20 protein-coding genes and 2 pseudogenes are annotated in these 17,817 nt (G+C 53.7%); 8 read left to right on the forward strand and 14 right to left on the reverse strand.

The window, feature by feature from the left end:
• Positions 1-187: 187 nt before the first annotated feature.
• A complete protein-coding gene (locus AC3Y5R_RS01630; protein ID WP_489919855.1) occupies positions 188-1,891 on the forward strand; it encodes a methyl-accepting chemotaxis protein in 1,704 nt (567 codons plus the stop codon).
• 154 nt (positions 1,892-2,045) lie between these two features.
• Here AC3Y5R_RS01630 and dsrB read toward each other — a convergent pair whose 3' ends face one another.
• Positions 2,046-2,234 (reverse strand): protein DsrB, encoded by a 189-nt coding sequence (gene dsrB / locus AC3Y5R_RS01635; protein WP_158784418.1) that lies wholly within the window; start codon positions 2,232-2,234, stop codon positions 2,046-2,048.
• Between the two features lie 73 nt (positions 2,235-2,307).
• The gene (locus AC3Y5R_RS01640; RefSeq protein WP_158784417.1) at positions 2,308-2,466 is read right to left on the reverse strand and encodes a YqaE/Pmp3 family membrane protein; all 159 of its coding nucleotides are present in this window, start codon (positions 2,464-2,466) and stop codon (positions 2,308-2,310) included.
• Between the two features lie 440 nt (positions 2,467-2,906).
• On the opposite strand from AC3Y5R_RS01640, the gene AC3Y5R_RS01645 reads away from it, so the two are divergent.
• Positions 2,907-3,710, forward strand: coding sequence for a mannosyl-3-phosphoglycerate phosphatase-related protein (locus tag AC3Y5R_RS01645; protein WP_489919856.1), 804 nt, complete (start codon positions 2,907-2,909; stop codon positions 3,708-3,710).
• Between the two features lie 42 nt (positions 3,711-3,752).
• A complete protein-coding gene (locus tag AC3Y5R_RS01650; RefSeq protein ID WP_489919857.1) occupies positions 3,753-4,973 on the forward strand; it encodes a glycosyltransferase family protein in 1,221 nt (406 codons plus the stop codon).
• On the opposite strand, the pseudogene dgcQ reads toward AC3Y5R_RS01650, so the two are convergent.
• The 6 genes and pseudogenes from dgcQ to AC3Y5R_RS01680 form a co-directional block, all read right to left on the reverse strand.
• Positions 4,970-6,651, reverse strand: a pseudogene (gene dgcQ, locus AC3Y5R_RS01655) (cellulose biosynthesis regulator diguanylate cyclase DgcQ). The gene AC3Y5R_RS01650 and the pseudogene dgcQ overlap by 4 nt on opposite strands.
• A gap of 116 nt (positions 6,652-6,767) precedes the next feature.
• Positions 6,768-6,947, reverse strand: a complete 180-nt coding sequence (locus AC3Y5R_RS01660; protein ID WP_158784413.1) for a YodC family protein — start codon at positions 6,945-6,947, stop codon at positions 6,768-6,770.
• Positions 6,948-7,136: 189 nt separating this feature from the next.
• Positions 7,137-7,268 carry a hypothetical protein gene (locus AC3Y5R_RS01665; RefSeq protein ID WP_255455430.1) on the reverse strand — a complete coding sequence of 44 codons (132 nt, stop codon included), beginning with the start codon at positions 7,266-7,268 and terminating at the stop codon, positions 7,137-7,139.
• A gap of 46 nt (positions 7,269-7,314) precedes the next feature.
• A complete protein-coding gene (locus AC3Y5R_RS01670) occupies positions 7,315-8,217 on the reverse strand; it encodes a DUF808 family protein (protein WP_158784412.1) in 903 nt (300 codons plus the stop codon).
• Positions 8,218-8,234: 17 nt separating this feature from the next.
• Positions 8,235-8,501: a hypothetical protein gene (locus AC3Y5R_RS01675; RefSeq protein WP_158784411.1), complete on the reverse strand. Its 267-nt coding sequence runs from the start codon at positions 8,499-8,501 to the stop codon at positions 8,235-8,237.
• Between the two features lie 159 nt (positions 8,502-8,660).
• Positions 8,661-9,356: an IS6 family transposase gene (locus AC3Y5R_RS01680; protein WP_489919858.1), complete on the reverse strand. Its 696-nt coding sequence runs from the start codon at positions 9,354-9,356 to the stop codon at positions 8,661-8,663.
• A 56-nt stretch (positions 9,357-9,412) separates the two neighbouring features.
• Between AC3Y5R_RS01680 and AC3Y5R_RS01685 the strand changes: the two are divergent.
• Both AC3Y5R_RS01685 and AC3Y5R_RS01690 read left to right on the forward strand, forming a co-directional pair.
• Positions 9,413-9,544 (forward strand): annotated as a pseudogene (locus tag AC3Y5R_RS01685) (hypothetical protein); the annotation flags it as partial.
• A gap of 114 nt (positions 9,545-9,658) precedes the next feature.
• Positions 9,659-10,615 (forward strand): acyltransferase family protein, encoded by a 957-nt coding sequence (locus tag AC3Y5R_RS01690; RefSeq protein ID WP_489919859.1) that lies wholly within the window; start codon positions 9,659-9,661, stop codon positions 10,613-10,615.
• A gap of 1 nt (position 10,616) precedes the next feature.
• Here the strand turns inward: AC3Y5R_RS01690 and AC3Y5R_RS01695 are convergent, their stop codons facing one another.
• The 3 genes from AC3Y5R_RS01695 to AC3Y5R_RS01705 are packed head-to-tail and all read right to left on the reverse strand — an operon-like array spanning position 10,617 to position 12,014.
• Complete coding sequence (locus tag AC3Y5R_RS01695) at positions 10,617-11,090, reverse strand: very short patch repair endonuclease (protein WP_489919860.1); 474 nt, start codon at positions 11,088-11,090, stop codon at positions 10,617-10,619.
• Positions 11,091-11,111: 21 nt separating this feature from the next.
• Positions 11,112-11,420, reverse strand: a complete 309-nt coding sequence (locus AC3Y5R_RS01700; protein ID WP_489919861.1) for a type 2 periplasmic-binding domain-containing protein — start codon at positions 11,418-11,420, stop codon at positions 11,112-11,114.
• 3 nt (positions 11,421-11,423) lie between these two features.
• A complete protein-coding gene (locus tag AC3Y5R_RS01705; RefSeq protein WP_489919862.1) occupies positions 11,424-12,014 on the reverse strand; it encodes a LysR family transcriptional regulator in 591 nt (196 codons plus the stop codon).
• A gap of 92 nt (positions 12,015-12,106) precedes the next feature.
• On the opposite strand from AC3Y5R_RS01705, the gene AC3Y5R_RS01710 reads away from it, so the two are divergent.
• Complete coding sequence (locus AC3Y5R_RS01710; protein WP_489919863.1) at positions 12,107-12,988, forward strand: DMT family transporter; 882 nt, start codon at positions 12,107-12,109, stop codon at positions 12,986-12,988.
• On the opposite strand, the gene AC3Y5R_RS01715 is transcribed toward AC3Y5R_RS01710, so the two are convergent.
• The gene (locus tag AC3Y5R_RS01715; RefSeq protein ID WP_489919864.1) at positions 12,975-14,378 is read right to left on the reverse strand and encodes a DNA cytosine methyltransferase; all 1,404 of its coding nucleotides are present in this window, start codon (positions 14,376-14,378) and stop codon (positions 12,975-12,977) included. The two genes, AC3Y5R_RS01710 and AC3Y5R_RS01715, sit on opposite strands and share 14 nt — an antisense overlap.
• A 118-nt stretch (positions 14,379-14,496) precedes the next feature.
• On the opposite strand from AC3Y5R_RS01715, the gene AC3Y5R_RS01720 reads away from it, so the two are divergent.
• Both AC3Y5R_RS01720 and AC3Y5R_RS01725 read left to right on the forward strand, forming a co-directional pair.
• Entirely contained in the window at positions 14,497-15,153 is a 657-nt protein-coding gene (locus AC3Y5R_RS01720) for an epoxyqueuosine reductase QueH (RefSeq protein ID WP_489919865.1), read from the forward strand.
• Positions 15,154-15,276: 123 nt separating this feature from the next.
• Positions 15,277-16,542, forward strand: a complete 1,266-nt coding sequence (locus tag AC3Y5R_RS01725) for a Tar ligand binding domain-containing protein (RefSeq protein WP_489919866.1) — start codon at positions 15,277-15,279, stop codon at positions 16,540-16,542.
• Positions 16,543-16,589: 47 nt separating this feature from the next.
• On the opposite strand, the gene AC3Y5R_RS01730 is transcribed toward AC3Y5R_RS01725, so the two are convergent.
• A complete protein-coding gene (locus AC3Y5R_RS01730) occupies positions 16,590-16,838 on the reverse strand; it encodes a hypothetical protein (protein ID WP_489919867.1) in 249 nt (82 codons plus the stop codon).
• A 73-nt stretch (positions 16,839-16,911) separates the two neighbouring features.
• Positions 16,912-17,616 (reverse strand): phosphohydrolase, encoded by a 705-nt coding sequence (locus AC3Y5R_RS01735; protein WP_489919868.1) that lies wholly within the window; start codon positions 17,614-17,616, stop codon positions 16,912-16,914.
• Positions 17,617-17,817 lie beyond the last annotated feature (201 nt).

The raw sequence follows: 17,817 nt of genomic DNA on the forward strand, positions 1-17,817 counted from the left end.
TTTTTGCCGTCAGGTTTCCGTAAGTTTAGTTACAAAGCACGTTCCCCCTCTGCAACCTCCAGACAATCTTCTTACTGATTTTGTTAACCAGATCGCAATTCTTTGTTAAGACTTTTCTGCATACTGCCGATGCTCTCTCTACAGACCGTAGCCCGGCTTCGCTTCCCCTCACAGAGAGCAAAAGGATATGAAATCATCACAAATCAGCGCCGAAACGCCCAGTTTCTGGCAGCATCTGCGACTCGTTCCTCTCTTTGCCGCCATCCTCGGCGGAATTTTGCTGTTATTTGCCCTGTGTATTGGCCTCGCCAGTTATTTTTTGATTCAGAGTAATCAGTCATTAAAGGATGTCACTGAAGAGATTCAGGTGCGCATGGCTATATCCAACAGCTCCAACCACCTTCGGACCGCCCGCCTGAACGTGATCCACGCCGGTGCTTCAGCCCGTATCGGCGAAATGGACGCCTTCAGCGATAATCTTAAGCAAACGGAAAAGCGCATACAGCAGGCCACCGACAGCTTTAACGCTTATTTAAAACGTCGGGTAAAAACGCCGGCTGACCAGGCACTGGATGGCGAATTAAAAGCCCGCTTTGATGCCTATGTGACGCAAGGTTTACTGCCGATGGTGAAAGCGGCCAAAGATGGCAGTTTTGAAGGCGTGATAGCCCAGGAAACAGATTATACCCGCAAGCTGGATGACGCTTATAACGACGTCCTGCTGAAGGCTATCGCCATCCGTACTCAACGTGCCGATGCCATCAACAACGAAGCGGATGCACAAACGCGCAACGGCTTTATTATGATGGCCTGCGCCTTTGGTGCGGCTCTGCTGCTGACTCTGGCCACCTTCGTCTTTCTCCGTCGGGTAGTGATTACCCCCCTGCGTCAGGCCGTCGACCGCATTGAGCATATCTCCCGTGGGGATCTGACCGCCCCGCTCCAGACCTGGGGACGCAGTGAAATTGGAACGCTCGGCAGCAACCTTCAGACTATGCAGCAGTCGCTGGTCAAAACTGTCGGCACGGTACGTGAAGGTGCCGTGGCAATTTACCAGGGTTCCAGCGAGATCTCTGCCGGTAACACCGACCTCTCCTCCCGTACCGAGCAGCAGGCTGCCGCGCTGGAACAGACCGCAGCCAGCATGGAAGAACTGACCGCAACGGTTAAACAGAATGCCGAGAACGCCCATCACGCCAGCCAGCTTGCCGCCGATGCTTCCGGAAAGGCCCGCCAGGGTGGCGACATTGTTTCCGGGGTGATCAGCACCATGAACAATATTTCCGGCAGCTCGAAGAAAATCGCCGAGATCACCACGGTGATCAACAGCATTGCCTTCCAGACCAACATTCTGGCACTGAACGCCGCGGTGGAAGCAGCACGCGCAGGTGAACAGGGTCGCGGATTTGCGGTGGTGGCCAGTGAAGTGCGTAACCTGGCGCAGCGCAGTGCCGGTGCGGCGAAGGAGATTGAGGGGCTGATTGCCGAGTCAGTCGATTTGATCGGCAAAGGATCGTCTCAGGTTACCCATGCAGGCGATACGATGACAGACATCGTGGAAGCCGTTCGCCGCGTGACCGATATCATGGCGGAGATTGCTGCCGCATCCGATGAGCAGAGCCGCGGGATTCAGCAGGTCAGTCTGGCAGTGACCGAAATGGATAATGTCACCCAGCAGAACGCCTCGCTGGTTGAGGAAGCCTCTGCGGCAGCCTCCTCACTGGAAGAGCAGGCCTCCCGCCTGACTCAGGCCGTGGCCGCTTTCCACCTCAGCGACAGCGCGCCGCATAAAACAGCCACTCAGGTCCCGGCTGCCAGCCCGGCGAAAGCTTTGCCGATCCCGGCCCGTCCAGCTCTTGCCACCAGCAGCGATAACTGGGAAACCTTTTAACTGCTGACCGGCTGAAGCGTGTTAGTAAAAGCTAAGGGGCGACTATTCGCCCCTTAGCTGTAAGATACGCACGTTTGCAGAGACGGTCTCCCTTCCGGATCAATGATTATCCCCGCCCGTTATCACGGAACAGATCCCGTCAGGAGCGCCATTTTTATGGATGCGGTTCGACAAAAATGCCGTCCGAATGGCCTGTTTCGTTAAAGAACCAGATCCCCATCGGATAATCCTCCAGCGCAACCAGAAACATGGTGCCCTCGCTGAAGTCTTCCACTGCCAGCACCGTGCCCGGCCTGCGCGGCCCGCCGTCAGTTTTCACCGTCACCCGATCGTTCACTTTCATAATGTCAGTCTCCCTTTATGTGTTCCACTAAGTTTATCCGAGAATAACCCGCTTTGCCGGAACAGACGTTGACTTAGCGCCGGGCAATCACCCATACCGCGTGCACAATACCCGGAATGTAGCCGCACAGAGTCAGCAGGATATTCAGCCAGAACGCCCCGCCGAAACCCACCTGCATAAACACACCTAAAGGGGGAAGAAGTATTGCAATAATTATCCGGATAAAATCCATAATGCCTCCGCTGCAGGAAAAAAGTTCGTTTTATAATCGATTGATAAATATAGCAGTTATCACTCAGCCCACCCTAAGCCCGTTGTAAAACTACGTAAGGTAAAAAGCCTGAAGGCCTTTTCGTTTTTTTAACGTTTCACGGTGAGACTTCTTACGGGCTGCCCGCTTACACTGTCCCCACTGCACCAACCCCAAAGGCGCAGTCAACTTAAAAAGTAACAAGGATTTTTGCCCGCGCAGCGCGGGCTTTTTTTTGCCTTTTTTCCGCCCTTTCCCGGTTCTTCTCCATGCCTGCCACTTCGACCATTCAAGACAATTGCTGGCAGCAATCCCCCTTACGCCACCGGAATTCTCTCCCGCCCTGGATCCGAAGGTGAGCAAGAACGCTATACTCAATGATTATCCTGCTTTTTTGTCCGGCTCTGATTGAGGTAATGACCATGCCCACGCTCCAGGATCCGCTGATGATTGTGACCGACCTTGACGGCTCACTGCTGGATCATCACACCTACAGCTGGCAGCCCGCGCAGCCCTGGCTTGACCGCCTCAAAGCCGCCGGGGTCCCAATCGTCATTTGTTCCAGTAAAACGGCGGCTGAAATTCTGCCCTTACAGCAGTCGCTGGGCATTACCGGCGCGCCTTTTATTGCTGAGAACGGCGCGATTGTGAAATGGAAAAACCTCAATGAACTCGCCGGCACCTCTCAGCCAGGAAAAAATTATCCTGCGCTCTGTGCGACGCTCCAGCACTTCCGTGAGCAGTATGGCTTCAGATTCACCGGTTTTTCCGATGTGACGGAAAAGGAAGTGGCGGACTGGACCGGCCTGACGCCGGGTAATGCCGCTCTGGCGATGAAACGGGAGGGTTCAGAAAGCCTCATCTGGCGTGACAGCGCAGAAAATTTTATCGCTTTTCAGCAGGCGCTGGCGGAGGAAAAACTTGAACTGGTGCAGGGCGGGCGCTTCTGGCACGTGATGAATCAGGGACGTGGCAAAGGGACGGCGCTGGCCTGGCTGCTGGCCCACTATCCACCTCCGCAGGGAAAACACTGGGTCACCCTCGGCCTCGGTGATGGCCCTAACGATGCGCCCATGCTCGACGAAGTGAATCACGCCGTAGTGATAAAAGGCTACAGTAAGAACAGCTTGCAACTGTTACGCAAGGATAAAGAGAATATTTATTACAGCACAGACTATGGCCCACTGGGCTGGAGCGAAGGCCTGTCGCATTTTGTCCGGAATTAATTTCAACGTGCCCGCAAGGCGCAGCGTTTTAAGGGGAAGACGATGAGTGATTTTTTCCAGAATGGCGTGATAACCAATTTTCATAATCTCACCGGCCGCTCCGTGGACGAGCTGGAGAGAGATCTGATGCAGTTCTCCACTAAACGCAAAATGGCGCTGATTCTGCCGTCACTGTTTTCCGAACTTGAGGGGCCGGCGCTCGGCCATATTGTGGATGAACTGGCAAAGGTGCCCTACCTGGAAGAGATTGTTATCGGGCTGGATCGGGCCGACCGGGATCAGTTTCTGCATGCACGGGAGTTTTTCTCCCGTCTGCCGCAGCGCCACCGAATTTTGTGGAACGACGGCCCGCGCCTGAAAGCTATCGATGCCGAGCTGGATAAAGAGGGCCTGTCGCCCTCCCAGCCAGGCAAAGGCCGCAACGTCTGGTTCTGCACTGGCTATACGCTGGCCTCGGACCGTTCAGCCTGCGTTGCGTTGCATGACTGCGATATCGTCACCTATGAGCGCGGCATGCTGGCCCGCCTGCTCTACCCGCTGGCCAACCCTTCGTTCCAGTACGAGTTCTGTAAAGGATTTTACGCCCGCGTGGCCGACAACAAACTCAACGGGCGCGTGGGACGCCTGCTGGTCGGCCCACTGCTGCGATCGCTGCAAAAAGTGTATGGTCACTCGGAATATCTCGATTATCTCAGCAGCTTCCGCTATCCGCTTTCAGGTGAATTCGCTATGCGCACCCACGTGCTGAACGGCATAAAAATTCCCGGTGACTGGGGGCTGGAGATTGGCGTGCTGTCGGAAATTTACCGCAACTACACCACGCGCCAGAGCTGTCAGGTTGAGATTGCGAATAACTATGACCATAAGCATCAGCCGCTGTCGGAAGAGGATGGTACCGGCGGCCTGCGCCGGATGAGTAATGATATTGTCCAGTCGCTGCTGCGGAAAATGGCCACGATGGGGGTGAATATTACCAGTGACTCCTTCCGCGTGCTGAAGGCCACTTACTATCGTAATGCGCTGGATATGATGGAAATTTATAACCATGAGGCCAACATGAACGGCCTGAAGTTCGACCAGCATGCGGAAGAAGCCGCGGTGGAGATGTTTACCCAGTCGATTCTGGAAGCCGGGCAGTCATTTATTGAACGCCCGAATGAAAAGCCGTTTATCCCCAGCTGGAGCCGCGTACAGTCGGCTTTCCCTGACATTCTGCAGCGCATCTACCACGCGGTGGAAGAGGATAATGAAGGGAAAGTTTAACCTTCGCTGCATACGCGGTTACGCCCTGATTCTTTAGCAATATAAAGCCTGCCGTCGGCAACCGACTGCAGGCTTTCAAACTCATAATCCCCGCACTCTTCGCTGCAGGCCACGCCGAATGAAGCGGTAATGTGCAGCAGCAGCGTACTGGAAACCGGCACCTGCTTCTTCGCCAGTTTCTCTCTCACCCTTTCGGCAATCGCTATCGCCTCTTCCTTACTGGTATCCGGCAACGCAATGCAAAATTCTTCACCACCTACCCGGCCGCCGCATCCTTCACCCTGATCGTTTCCTGCAGGATGGCCGCCGCATGCGAGAGTACCCGATCGCCAGCCTGGTGCCCGTGAGTGTCATTGACCAGTTTGAAGCGGTCAAGATCCAGCTGGATAAGCGCAAAAGCCTGCTGCTTCAACTGGCAGCCCCGAGCCAGTTCGTCCGCGCGGTCAAAAAATGCGCTCCGGTTCAGCATTCTGGTCAGCCTGTCGTAGTTTGCCCGCCAGCTCAGCTGCTCCTGCAGTTTCAGCATGCGGGTCACCAGCGTGATAATGGCCTGATGCGACAGCACCAGCACCAGGGAGAACAGCAACCACATCAACACCAGTACCAGAGTGACATGGCCAGTCTCACCCTGAATCCCTTCCCTCAGCGTATCGACATTGACCATCACGCCTTCGGAATTGCTGGTTTTCACCCAGGAGAGAAACAACGTTCCAAAACGCAAAGCGCCCTGTTTGCTCTTTTTGACCGCCTTTATCAGTTTGTTCACCTCACCGGCGTCGAGTTGCTCCCTGATGAGCTGGCTGCCGGGAGAAGCCGCAATCAAATTCATCTCCCGATCGTAAAACTGCACGGACCCCAGATGGGACTGAGGCGTAACGTGCTGCAAGAAGTCGCTGACGCGGCTGGCAGAGAAATCCATCGCCAGCACGCCATACCAGTGTCCGTTCAAATCCACCGGCAGGCTGGCCGTCACCATTTTTCCTTCCTCAAACGCCCCGTCATATAATCTGCTCCAGCGGGTTTTACGCTGCGGATTAAGCTCCGGGCTCATACCTGTAAAATAGGAACGTTTCATAAACAGGCCGAAGCTTTCCAGCGTTTCCTTATCGTCTGAAGGCGGTTTGGAACTGAGGAAAAAACCCGATCGAGAGATATACCACAGTCGCGAGTGAAAATTGTGGTTGGGGTCGTTGAGTTGCAGAATGAAGCTCATCTCCATGGCCGCGGTCAGCTCATTTTTCATCCCTTCACCGTCATGCCTCTCCATCAGCGGGAATAGCTTGAGCTCATCATCAGAAATTCCGCTAAGCGGCATAGTGCGTTTAATATTGGGAGTCAGGTGCCAGACAGAGAGCGAACGAAGTTGCTGAAAGAGTCTGAGCTGTTTGCGGATGTTATCGTTTTCCACCGGTGACTGCATGGCATGCACCAGCATATTGCGATAAAAAAACAGCTCATCAAGGCTGCGCTGCAACTGGCGTTCCAGCCCGCTGGTGATAGTGTTAAGCCCGATTTGCTGATTCACCTCATAGGTATTTTTCAGCACCATAGCTTCGCGCCAGGTGAGCGTCGTGGAAAACAGAAAGACCAGCAGAAAACAGATATGAATGACTGTTTTGGGCCGTAAGAGCCAAAACTCTTTGGTTCGATTCAAAGCGTCAGACTCCCGGATCGCCACTCTGCAAATGCAGATAATCCTGAGAGTTTAGTTGCGACGCGCCGCGCGCGCCAGCGGCAAGTTAAAGAGAAATAAATGAAAACAGGACGAAAATGCTCGTCCTGTTCGGTGCCTTGCTAACTGGCAAGCTGGCCCTGAACGAGGTTCAGAGGACAGAGTTCATCTTCCCTGAACGCCTCACGCCTGACGCTGTGGCCATCGTACCAGCGGCACTCGACCATGCCGCTGGCATAGCCGGTAACAATCATTGCCGGACCGCCTTCTTTAAGCTGCACTTCCTCACTGATCAGAATCATGCCTGTCTCCTGTGCTGGATTACCAGACCTCACGCCGGGAAATTTAGGTATAGCAGGCAGGGCAGGATAATTCCGTTAATGACAGGTAAAAGTTTTGTTAAATCGAATTAAGCAGTTAAAAATGCGAAAAATAAAAAAAGCGAGTAAGGTTAATTACTCGCTTTTAAGGCAGAAAAGGGGTGATGTGGACTAGATTTTACATCCTTCACAATCCGCTTCATCGCCTGTATCAGCCGGGACTTCACTGGCTTTCTTTTCTGCGTTAGCTTCGGCTTGCTCCAGCTGAGCATCAATATCAAATTCAAAAATGTCGTCTTTCATCATCACTCCGGATTGCTGACTTGCTGATAAGCTGCCTTTATACTGATTATGCCCTGGCTCTGGCAATCAGATTTACCACTGACAGCACGATCGACCCCACGATAAAGCCCAGCACCAGGTTTGCCAGGTTGCTGACCAGCGAAGCCATCAGGCCGCTGTAATCCGCCGTGAAGTCGCTGATAAAATGGTGAACCTGCGGAATGCCATGGGCAATAATCCCGCCACCCACCAGAAACATCGCCAGCGTACCCACCACTGATAACACCTTCATCATCTGCGGGGCCATCGCCAGCAGGAAGCTGCCAACTCCCTGCGCCAGCGAGGAGGATTTCTGCTTCAGCCACAGGCCCAAATCGTCAATTTTAACGATGCCGGCCACAATGCCATAGACGCCTACGGTGACCAGAATGGCAATGCCGGAGAGGATCAGCACCTGATTGAGCAGCGGAGCTTCAGAAACAATTCCGAGGGTGATCGCCACAATCTCGGCAGAAAGAATAAAGTCGGTACGAACAGCGCCCTTCACTTTCTTCTTTTCAAATTCTGCCGCTTCCTGCTTATCCAGATTGCGCAACCGCTGTTCGCGCGCTTCGTCGGTTTTCGCTGACTTGTCTTTATGCAGGCTGTGGAAAACTTTTTCCACGCCTTCATAACAGAGGTAGGCCCCCCCCACCATCAGTAACGGCGTTATCGCCCAAGGAGCCAGCCAGCTTATCACCAGCGCCAGCGGCACCAGAATCAATTTATTCAGAAAAGAGCCTTTCGCCACGCCCCAGACTACCGGCAGTTCGCGATTGGCCTTCACTCCGCTTACCTGCTGCGCGTTCAGCGACAGGTCATCGCCCAGCACGCCTGCGGTCTTCTTTGCCGCCACCTTGCCCATCACCGAAATATCATCAAGCAACGTGGCAATATCATCCAGTAATGTCAGTAAGCTACTTCCTGCCAAAATATCCTTCCTTTTCGTTAATCATGCTGACAGCAGGGACAAACCTGCAACTCGGTCACCGCCATATCGGCAATGCCGTCACACTCCCACTCCACCCGTACCGGCTGCCCTTCGGCCTCCTGGTGGTGCAGATATTTGCTGACCGGACTTTCCGTCATCCCGGAGACATCCTCTGTTGCCACCAGCTTGTCACCAACATAAATGCGTGCGGTCGCCTGAGTATTGACCATGCGCTCCCCGCTGATTTTGTACAGTCGTCTTACCGTGAGTTTGATACTGGCCATAATCCACCGTGGACAGAGGAATGTTAAAGAGTGTGATCTAAGCAATTATGACCTGAATATGCAAATTATGTAAAAGACGGCAATATAATCGCCAGGACAAATTGATCGGTTCTGTCGCATTAACGGCAGCAGGCTGGCAAAAAGTGCATTGCCTGTTTTTCACATAGCCATCAGATAAAATTGCTCTGCCGGGGACAGTCCGTCACCGTCCGGATGCCCGTACTGCTCTTTGCGTATCATGTGGACCAGCTCTATTCCCGCCAGGATGGTCTGTGCCCGACGAAATGATTTGAATCTCAGCATCAGACGTATTCGTCGTTTGATATTCCGGTGATCCTGCTCAATCAGATTGTTCAGATACTTACTCTGCCTGACCCTAATGCGACCATCGTCTTCTCTGTCGGCGTTAAGCACTGCGAGTACTGCTGTATTAGCTCCACTTTTGTCTATGGTCACGACTTCTGGCTGGCCGTGATGTCGGATGGCCTTACGAAAGAAGCGCAGGGCCGCTGCGGCATCCCGCTTCGCCGTCAGCAGAAAGTCGATTGTCTGACCGTCAGTATCGATGGCCCGGTACAGATATTTCCACTGCCCTCTGACTTTTATGTAGGTCTCATCCATTCGCCACCGGCGACCCACGGCACGTTTATTCCGGCGAAACGCCTTATCCAGCAGAGGTACCAGGCGGATAACCCAGCGGTGAAGCGTGGAATGGTCAACGGCAATCCCACGCTCAGCCATCATCTCCTCCAGGTTACGCAGGCTCAGGGAATAAGCCAGATGCCAGCGGACACACTGGGCAATAATATCGGTGGGATAATGCAGGCGTTTAAAGGCTCTTCGGATCAGAGACATGGTCAGTAAACGTTAATAAAAACAACATGTTACCTGAGCCCACCTTAATGCGACAGAACCAGATTGAGTGGCTGGCGCTGGCGATCATCGTGCTGGCGGTTGTTCTGGTGACGCTGGGTAAATATCTGTTTCCCGGCAAACCGACCATTAAACCGGTGATCACGGAAAACAGACAACCAATTGATTAATCAGCAAAAATTTATACCGCAGGCACCCCAGGTAACACGTTGATAAGGCGTTTATTTTACAGGTTTACCGCCGTGATATCATACTGGCCGTTTTAAAGGCATGGACATACGTCGATGAACAATACAGGCCTGAACCTGATCAAAACTCTGGGTTGTCTGACGGCGGTTACCTTCTTTACGCTGTATAACACCTACGATAATTATTCTTATAACTACAATACCATCCTTGCTTTTCTGACCTTCATTTCCACCATCTCCACACCGCTGTTCTTTGTGGTAGCGGGCTATCTGGATGCCAGCAGCCCGCACAACAATCAGTGGCGGCTGAAAAAAATCGGCGCCATCCTGCTGATTTTCGCATTCTGGTATCTGGTCTGGTATTTTGTCGGGCCTTATTACAAAGGCTATCTGATCCAGCCATGGTTCGTGCTGGCGCTGCTAATCATCTATTGCTTTCACTCTTTGATCGACCAGCTGGCCCGGCGCAGGCGACTGCTGATTGCCACCATCGCTGTTATTCTGCTGCTGGCATTCGGCTATGATTTGCTGGCGCTCCATATCGCAGATCACCAGTGGTTTATCCTGCCCGCTGAATTCAGGCTGTGGACGTGGGTGTTGTATTATTTATCCGGCCAGCTGCTGTTCGATCCCGCAGTGGCGACCTTCTATTCGCGGCCAGCAGTGGCGCGCTCTGCCCTGATAGCCGTCCCCTTTGTTTATGTCCTGACCTGGCTGTATGAGAAACACTTTTTCTTCACCCTGTTCAGCGTCGAGCGTAACGGTTTTATTCTCACTGGCTCTCAGGTGTATATTCTGGTGGTGTTAATCATTATTGCGGTAAATGGTCTTTCTGTGGGGCAGGGCTTGCAAAGCCTTGCGGCGAAGCTGAGCAAAACCATGACCGGGGTGTATATTCTGCACTACTCTTTTTTCAATTTGCTGATCCGGTGGATCTCCATTACCTCACTGGGCACCAAGCTGCTGGTGATCTTCCTGACCTTTATGCTGTCGGTTATGCTGACGCTGGCAATGCTGCGCTTCAGATGGAGCAGACTGCTGGTGACCTTCTAGTTCAGTCGATCATCTGGCGAATCCCCTGCCAGTCAATTTCACCATTGCCCTCCCCGGCGAAAATCCACTCTTCCAGCCGGGAGGTCATGGCCTCTTCTTCGAGCTTCGTTTTACCGCGCAGCGCACATTCCCACACCACCAGCACTTTCCAGCCTGCCGCGCTCAGTTCGGCGATGTAGCGTTTGTCCCGCTCCACGTTACTGCCGATTTTCCCCATCCAGAAGGCGGTACGGGTGGCGGGAACCTTAAAGAGATGGCAGTGGTGGTGATGCCAGAAGCAGCCGTGCACAAAGATAATGGTCTGATATTTATCCAGCACGAAATCCGGCCGTCCGGGCAGCGATTTATCCTGCACGCGGTAGCTGAATCCCAGCTCTGCCAGCAATTCTGCCAGGCGGTTTTCAATGGCGGTGTCGCGCGTGCGGATGGCGCGCATGTTTTTACTGCGGGTCTCAGAGGAGTGAACGTCAGGCATAGCATCATCCTTATTTTCTGACTAAGTATAGTCTTTCCCTTTACGCGGGATCTGGCCGGTCAGCCAGTCCGCGATGGCGATCAGGTGCCGCTCGCCAGCCTGCGCCTTATTCATTAACAGATAGTAGCCTTTATGGCTCGGCGCCCTGACGGTAAACAGCTGCACCAGCTCCCCCTGCGCCAGCTCACTTTCCAGCAGCAGCGGATCGGTGATCATTACCCCCTGCCCGGCCTTTGCCGCTTCTATCGCCAGCAGCGTCTGGTCAAAATGGATGCCGGAGATTTCACTGATATCACCGTCGCTGAGGCTGCTGTTAATCCGCAGCCACACCGGCTACCACGGATGCAGCGTGCTGTGCAGCAGCGTTGCCCGCTGTAGATCCTCTGCACATCTCAGCTGCTTCGCCTCAATGTAGCGCGGGCTGGCAAAAACTGAGCTGTCATCATTAACCAGCAGCCGGGTGAAGAACTGTTTGCTGTCGCCGTCAAAATGGCGGATCAGCATATCCGCCTGTCCGGCGGCCAGGTCAACGTAAGAAGTGGTGGCATTGAGATACAAATCGTACTGCGGGAAAGCCCGGATAAAATCACCCAGCCGCGGGCTGAACCACTTCGCCGCCAGCCCCGGCGGCATCGACAGCCTGATCTGGCGCTTCTGCGGATGCCTTACCGCCTGGCTGACCTGCGCAATCTGTCCGAGCAGCGGCGCAATCTGCCGATGATAGTTCATCTCTTCCGGCGTCACCGTAATCCGTCTCACATCCTGCACCAGCAGGGCAATCCCCAGCCCGCTCTCCAGCTTTTTAATCCGCTGGCCGACGGCACCCGGCGTGACGTGCAGCGCTTCTGCCGCCAGCTTGATGCTGTTTCTGCGTACCACTTCGTCGAAGGCCACCAGCGCGCGCAGGGGAGGATAAACAGTCATGGCGTAGTTTTTCTCTTTTATTTACCTGTTTATCTGCCTTGTAACATGCACCGCCTTTCCCGACAATCGCTGTTTTTAACCGTGGCGAAAAGATGAATCTACCAGGACTGGCATTTGCCCAGCTGGGATTGATTTGGGGCAGTAATTTTATTTTTATGCACTGGGCCAGCGCCTGGATTACTCCGTTGCAGATAGTCCAGATCAGGGTCTTTTTGGGTTTTATCCCACTGCTGATCATCGGATTGTGGCAGGGAGTGTTCCGCCGGGAACACTGGCGCTATACGCCACATTTCGTGGTCATGGCCATACTGGCCACCGTACTCTATTACTGGGCCTATGCGGCAGGTACCGCACTGCTGCTCTCCGGCATTTCGGGTGTGATCAGCGGCTGCATCCCGTTGTTCTCCTTTATTGTTGCCGCAATTTTTCTGCGCCATGAGCCGATCACGCCACGTAAGCTGCTCGGCGTAGCGCTGGGGCTGGTTGGTGTGCTGATGATCGCCCGCCCATGGCAGGCAATGGCCGTTGACCAGCATGGCCTGTGGTTAATGATTGCCGGTTCGCTGTGCATCGGTGTGTCGTTTGTCTATGCCAAAAAATTCCTCAGCGATCTGCCGATCCCCGCGCTGGCACTGGTTAACTATCAGATGGGAGCAGCACTGATTATCCTGCTGTTGCCGGGTGGCTTCGACAGCATGATGAATATCACTGCCAGCAGCAAGGCGCTGCTGGGCCTGGTTATTGGGCTGGGGATTCTCGGAACGGGCGTAGCCTATTTTATCTATTATTATCTGGTGCGTTCTCTGGGGGCCGTAACCGCTTCGTCGGTCACCTACATCCCTCCGGTCATTGCACTGCTGATTGGCTACTTCTTTGCCGGAGAGCCGATTGGCAGCGTGGAAATCGTCTCCACACTGCTGATCTTCCCTGGCGTCTGGCTGCTGCAGAGCGGCAGAAAAACTAGCGCGCCTTAAGCTTAACCGCCTGCTCAATCCACGGCAGCAGCAGTTTTGCCACCGCGCCGAAGGCAGGCACCACCACCGAGTTGCCGAACTGCCGGTAAGCCTGGGTATCTGAGACCGGGATGCGGAAGCCGTACCCGCCAGAGGTTTCGAACCCCATCAGCCGGGCGCACTCTCTTGGCGTCAGGCGGCGGGGACGACGCTGCTGGTTCTGCGGATGGTCAAAATCGCTTTCGCCCAGCAGGTGATCCCAGCCACGATCGATCAGAATTTCAGACCCGTCTTTGTAGTAGCGTGCTGACAGGGTACGCACCACGCCATTCTCTTTCTCCGGGTTAACCAGCCCGTAGCCAAACCCGTTGCCTTTAGCCTGATGCTTCCTGGCATAATTATAAAGATACTTCCACAACGTCGGCGTAAGGATGTATTTCGCATCTACCGTTGGCTCCAGCAGGTCACGCAGCGGCGTTCTTTTCTGAGGATAAAGAGTGGAAAGCGAGGTCAGGCTGAATGTCGGCAGTTTCAAATCGCGGCGGAATCCCACCAGCACAATACGTTCGCGGTGCTGCGGCAGGAAATGTTTGCCATCGACAATCTTCGGATCGGCTGCCCCGCTGACATCAGCATCGGCCACGTCGTAACCCAGCTCATCCAGCGTATCCATAATGATGCGGAAAGTTTTTCCCTTGTCGTGGCTCTTGAGGTTTTTTACGTTCTCCAGCACGAAGATCGCCGGTTTTTTGGCGGTGATAATCCGTGCCACATCGAAAAACAGCGTGCCCTGGGCTTCACACTCAAAACCGTGAGCACGGCCTAAAGCATTCTTTTTCGACACGCCAGCCAGCGAGAACGGCTGGCAGGGAAAGCCCGCCAGCAGCACATCATGATCGGGCACCTGCCGGTCGATATGCAGGTAAGCTTCCTGCTCGCCGATAGCCGGATTGCCACTCAGCGTGACGTCGCGAATATCCTGATTGAAGGCGTGCGTTTCCGGATCGCAGTACCAGTTAGCTTTATATGTTTTCACCGAGTACTTGTTCCACTCGCTGGTAAACACGCACTGCCCACCGATCGCTTCAAAACCACTGCGAATCCCGCCAATACCGGCAAACAGATCGATAAAGCGGAAGGCATAATGCGGGTGATGAGCAGGCGGGGTGGGAAGCATACTGGTGAGCAGGTCGATCTCCGCTTCGCTCAGCAGCCTGGTTGCTGCGGAACCTTTCGCCAGGCGGTTCAGCGCCTCACGGGTCCAGCCATGCTGGCTGAGCGTTGCCGCCACGGTTTTCAGATCATAAATATCCAGCACCCGCGCCATCAACTGGCGGTCCTGCTCAAACTGACTCTCCTGCTGATGTGCCGGTTCCGCTGACTGCGCGGCAATGCGGTCGAACTTGCTCATAATCACCCGGTAGCAAAGAATATACCGGGCTAGTCTATCACTTCATGGCCCCCGTGACATCGGCAGACATAGCACCTAAACTAATGTAGTTTTTTAATGAATAATGGAGCCAGACGCGATGAGCGACATCTCACGCCCGCCCCTGAGCCTGCCGAAAGGTGCCAATAAATTACTGCTGCACTCCTGTTGCGCGCCCTGTTCTGGCGAAGTGATGGAGGCAATTCAGGCTGCCGGTATCGACTATACAATCTTCTTCTACAACCCGAATATTCATCCGCAGAAAGAGTATCTGCTGCGTAAAGAAGAGAACATCCGCTTTGCCGAAAAGCACGGCGTGCCGTTTATCGATGCCGACTATGACACTGACAACTGGTTTGAGCGGGCCAAAGGAATGGAGTGGGAGCCGGAACGTGGCGTACGCTGCACCATGTGTTTCGATATGCGCTTTGAACGCACCGCGTTGTATGCACACGAGCATGGTTTCCCGGTGATCTCCAGTTCGCTGGGCATCTCACGCTGGAAAAACATGCAACAGATCAATGACTGTGGCGCGCGGGCGGCCGCACCCTATCCTGAGCTGACATACTGGGACTACAACTGGCGTAAAAAAGGTGGTTCGGCGAGGATGATCGAGATCAGCAAGCGCGAGCGCTTTTATCAGCAGGAGTACTGCGGCTGCGTCTATTCACTGCGAGACACCAACCTGCATCGCAAAAGTCAGGGCCGCCAGTTGATCAAGCTTGGTGTGCTCTACTACGGCGACGAAGAACAATAAGTAACGGAATATCCGCAGGTAATTTGCGTTATCAGCGGATCTATCGCTGTTTCTTCTGCGGACTGGCAGCATGTAACACGACTGACATAAAGGGAGTGAATACTCTTTTTTTTGGAGTCCTTTATGTCGATGCTCACCACTCTGCCCCTGCGACCGCGCCGTTTATCCATCAGGTTTCCGGCCTGGTTGCAAAGCCTGCGCGGCGCATTTTCCCTGTTTCTGATCCTATTCTGCCTGTTACAATGTGCCAGCGCCCTGCTGCTGACCCGGCTGGTGGGCACCACTCAGCAAAACGTCACCGTTTCCCACCAGCTGGTGCAGCGCCAGTCGCTGCTTGATAAAGCCCGCATGGAGCTGCTCACCGCCAGCGATAACAGTAACCGTGCCGGTATCTATCTGATGCAGGACAACCAGACCGGCTCGGTGGACAGCTGGAAAAGCCTGGCTGAAGCGGCTCAGGTCTCGCTGACCAACGCACAAAAACTGTTTGCCGATTACCACGCCGACGAGAAAGGCCAGCTGAAGCAGAATTTCGATATGCTGGTTGAAGGACTGAACGAGCAGCTGAAAGGCCTGACTGCGAAGGATACCGACTCTGTTTTTATGGTGCCGATGCAGGCCTTTCAGCAACAGTTTAACGACTCTTATTACCAGACAATCAGCGCAGCCAACGCGAAGTCGGCCCACCTCAATCAATCCACGCTCGGATCGCTGACCACCAGCCGTGACGTTTCGCTGGGTATCTCAGCGGTACTGCTGCTGCTGTTGATGGCTGGCGGACTGATGCTGTTGCGCGGAGTGATCCTGCCGCTTAATCGCGTTTCAGCGCAGCTGATCCGCATTGCCGTTGGCGATCTTTCCCACTCTGCAGGCACGAAGGGATGGCAGGCCAGGGAAATCGGACAACTCACCCGCAGCATTGAAGAGATGCAGCAGGGATTACAGCATATTGTCGGAGAGATTAACGCCATTTCGCTGGCGGTGATGAACAGCGCCGATCAAATGGCGCAGCAGAACGAGGCGTTCAGCGCCCACAATCAACAGCAGAGCACCGCCTTTGAACACATCAGTGAACGGCTGAACCGGGTGGCCGAAGAAGTGGAACACAGCGTTGAATTCGCCAGCCATGCCACCCGACAGGTTCAGGAAGCGGATAAGCTGACCCAGCGCTGCGGCGTGATGGTGGGAGATGTGGATGCCCAGATGCGGGAGATTGTTGGTGCTTCGGGCGAAATCGCCGGAATTGTCAGCCTGCTTGATGGCCTGTCGCTGCAAACAAAACTGCTGGCGCTGAATGCTGCTATTGAGTCAGCGCATGCTGGCGTGTATGGCCGTAGCTTCGCAATAGTGGCAAAAGAGATTGGCCTACTAAAGGACGAGGATGGCTGATGAGGGAAATGCCCCTGACGGAAAAATCAGGGGTAAGCAGAAAGGAGTTACTTCTTCTTTTTCGACTTTTTCAGTAAAGCGCGGATCTGTTTGAGTTCAGCAGAGGTCAACTGTGGATCAACTTCTTCAGACAGGTCCTGACTGTCCACCGCAGGATGCTGATGGGTGGTCAGGCTGCTCTGTAAGCGCTGGGTCACTTCCTGGCTGAGTGAAATCTGATTTTCAAGGGCAAGCGTTTTCAGCGTTTCCTTTAAGGTGGGATCGATTTTAATCGTTAAGCTAACGGTGTCGGTCATACCTGATTCTCCTGAGTATTGTCCTCAACACCGTAGCCTGAAAAGTGCTATTTAACTATACGTTCATAAAAATTTAATATTTCTCAAGCATGGGCGAGAATTCCATTAACACTTCCTCATCCAGTCCGCAGTGATCGCCCTTCAATTCAGCACAAAGTTTGGCCATATAAGTCACCAGAAATTCGGCATTATATTCCGCCAGTCGTCTGCCCTCAGCGGTCTGCATCGTCTCTGGCAGCCGCAGCAGTTTTTTCTGGAAATGGTCCAGCGCCCATTCAGTATCGTTTAAGGGTCTGACCCGTCCCAGCGGGTCGTTGCTGTCAAACAGCGATCGCCCCAGCGCACCGGAAACATAGAACACACGTGCCAGCCCTATCGCACCCAGCGATTCCAGTCGGTCGGCATCCTGCACGATTTTTGCTTCCAGCGTTTCTGCCGGTACGCCCGCGCTGAAACTGTGTGCATGCACCGCATGTGACACCGCATCGTGCTTCTCTTTTGGAAAATCAGGGAAGACGTCCAGTAATATCCGGCGCGTTTCTACTGCGGCCTTAGCGGAAGCCAGATGTCTTTCGGGGTGATTTTTGGGCAGGTTCACAATGTCATGAAAATAACAGCCTGCCAGCACAACCAGCTCATCGGCTTCTGTGCCTTTCATAATACGCTGAGATGTCTGCCAGACCCGGCGTAAGTGCGCCACATCATGGGCTTTGTCATCCTGTGGCCAGGTCTGATGCAGCCAGCTTTCAAAGCGGGTTTGCCAGTGAATAAGTGTCATAGACTTCTCCTTATTGTTTGGACTTTAAGAGACGTCAGTGGGTAGTACCCGTCCACTGTAGGGAAAACCGTCTGTACCATTTGGTCAAAAACGAGATCCACATCATGTTTATAGCGTTAATTTTAACAGATTCACAACATATTTTGTTTTTTCAGCATTTTGCCATAAAGAAATAACTGATTAGATTTAAGGCGAATGGTT

It is taken from the genome of Erwinia sp. 009765445 (assembly GCF_058137865.1).